The sequence below is a fragment of the Dyadobacter flavalbus genome (assembly GCF_006149045.1).
GTDB lineage: Bacteria > Bacteroidota > Bacteroidia > Cytophagales > Spirosomataceae > Dyadobacter > Dyadobacter flavalbus.
Map to the genome: position 1 here is coordinate 1 of NZ_VBSN01000064.1, position 2,945 is coordinate 2,945.

Consider the following 2,945-nt stretch of genomic DNA (forward strand, 5'->3'; position numbering starts at 1 on the left):
TCCTTTTTTCATGTCATATTGGAAGCAGAAGAGAAGAAGATGTTTAAAGATATGATTTGCTGCAAGCTGTTGGGTAATTAGTACTGCTCAGCTGAATGTGTTTCCACACGTATACCTGCAGCCTATCAACGTCGTAGTCTACAACGACCCTTATGTGGAAGATTCATCTTCGGGCTAGTTTCGCACTTAGATGCTTTCAGCGCTTATCTATTCCCCACATAGCTACCCGGCCATGCCACTGGCGTGACAACCGGTTCACCAGCGGTGGGTCCACCCCGGTCCTCTCGTACTAAGGGCAGCCCCCGTCAATCTTCCTACGCCCACCACAGATAGGGACCGAACTGTCTCACGACGTTCTGAACCCAGCTCGCGTGCCACTTTAATCGGCGAACAGCCGAACCCTTGGGACCTTCTCCAGCCCCAGGATGTGACGAGCCGACATCGAGGTGCCAAACCTCCCCGTCGATGTGAGCTCTTGGGGGAGATCAGCCTGTTATCCCCGGCGTACCTTTTATCCTTTGAGCGATGGCCCTTCCATACAGAACCACCGGATCACTATACCCTGGTTTCCCACCTGCTCGACCCGTCGGTCTCACAGTCAAGCCTGCTTGTACTATTGCACTCCACACACGGTTACCAAGCGTGTTGAGCAGACCTTTGGAAGCCTCCGTTACACTTTTGGAGGCGACCACCCCAGTCAAACTACCCACCATGCACGGTTCCCCACATTCGTAGGGTTAGATCCCAGGCCAGCGAAGGGTGGTATTTCAACGTTGGCTCCTGGACGCCTGGCGACGCCCACTCACAGCCTCCCACCTATCCTACACATCCCTGACCCGAAAACAATGCAAAGCTATAGTAAAGGTGCACGGGGTCTTTCCGTCCCGTGGCGGGTAAGCGGCATCTTCACCGCTACTACAATTTCACCGAGCTCACGGCCGAGACAGTGCCCAGATCGTTACACCATTCGTGCAGGTCGGAACTTACCCGACAAGGAATTTCGCTACCTTAGGACCGTTATAGTTACGGCCGCCGTTTACTGGGGCTTCGATTCAATGCTTCCCTTGCGGTGACATCCCCTCTTAACCTTCCAGCACCGGGCAGGTGTCAGGCCCTATACGTCAACTTTCGTTTTGGCAGAGCCCTGTGTTTTTGCTAAACAGTCGCCTGGGCCATTTCTCTGCGGCCTCTCACCAAGGTGAGGAGGCTCCCCTTCTCCCGAAGTTACAGGGTTAATTTGCCGAGTTCCTTAGCCGTGATTCACTCGAGCACCTTAGAATATTCTTCTCGACTACCTGTGTCGGTTTACGGTACGGGTTGCATATAGCTGATGTTTCAAAAGCTTTTCTTGGAAGCTGTTTCGTATGTTCGCTTTGCCCGTAGGCTCGGCTCAACGCACTATTCCGTCAGTACGTACACACCACACGGCTCCGTCACTTTTTCACACTACACGCAAGGGCAGGAATATTAACCTGCTGTCCATCGGAAGTCGCCTGTCGGCTAGTCCTTAGGCCCCGCCTAACCCTCCGTTGATTAGCATAGCGGAGGAATCCTTAGTCTTTCGGTGTGCGGATTTCTCATCCGCATTATCGTTACTTATGCCTACATTTGCTTTTCTCACCGGTCCACCATGGCTTACGCCACAGCTTCGCCCCTGTGAGAATGCTCCCCTACCGATCGTAATAAATTACTATCGCATAGCTTCGGTAATATGCTTGATGCCCGTTTATTATCGATGCCCGCCCCGCTCGACCAGTGAGCTGTTACGCACTCTTTAAATGTATAGCTGCTTCCAAGCTAACATCCTGGCTGTCTCTGCAGTCGGACCCCCTTAGTTCAACTTAGCATATATTTTGGGACCTTAGCTGATGCTCTGGGTTGTTCCCCTCTCGGACCGGGACCTTAGCACCCCGGCCCTCACTGCCGTGTATATCATGCCCCATTCGGAGTTTGTCAGAATTTGGTAGGATTTGACTCCCCCTAGTCCTATCAGTAGCTCTACCTGAACATGACTCGACCACGACGCTGTTCCTAAAAACATTTCGGGGAGTACGAGCTATTTCTCAGTTTGATTGGCCTTTCACCCCTACCCTCAGTTCATCCGAAAACTTTTCAACGTTTACCGGTTCGGTCCTCCACGATGTGTTACCAGCGCTTCAACCTGACCAAGGGTAGATCACCAAGTTTCGCGTCTACAGCCACTGACTAATCGCCCATTTCAGACTCGCTTTCGCTTCGGCTCCTGTATTCAAATACATTAACCTTGCCAGTAACCGTAACTCGTAGGCTCATTATGCAAAAGGCACGGCGTCACCCCGAAAGGCTCCGCCCGCTTGTAAGCGCATGGTTTCAAGTTCTATTTCACCCCGCTGCTCGCGGTACTTTTCACCTTTCCCTCACGGTACTCGTTCACTATCGGTCTCTCAGGAGTATTTAGCCTTGGCGGATGGTGCCGCCGGATTCAGAGGGGATTTCTCCGGTCCCCACTTACTCAGGATACTCACTCGTTTGACGCTCTTGCCTGTACGGGATTCTCACCCTCTCTGATTGGCCTTCCCAGACCATTCCAGTTCCATTGTCAAACACTTGGTGAGTCCTACAACCCCGGCCTGGCCGTAACCAGACTGGTTTGGGCTACTCCGCGTTCGCTCGCCACTACTTGCGGAATCACTATTGTTTTCTTCTCCTCAGGGTACTTAGATGTTTCAGTTCCCCTGGTTTGCCCCCCGCAGGGTAATACCACTTCATGGTATTGGGTTGCCCCATTCGGATATCTACGGATCAATTTGTATGTGCCAATCCCCGTAGCTTTTCGCAGCTTATCACGTCCTTCTTCGCCTCTGAGAGCCTAGGTATCCTCCATGCGCCCTTAATTCGCTTGCGCGATCTTCTTAATCTTTCTCTCTTCTACTTTACCAATATGTCAATGAACTCCTTGCGGCACA

Annotated in this window: 1 rRNA gene; it reads right to left on the reverse strand. The window is 52.1% G+C overall.

Going from position 1 to position 2,945, the window contains the following annotated elements:
- Nucleotides 1-56: 56 nt before the first annotated feature.
- Nucleotides 57-2,884, reverse strand: a 23S ribosomal RNA gene (locus FEM33_RS20580).
- Between the last annotated feature and the right edge of the window lie 61 nt (nt 2,885-2,945).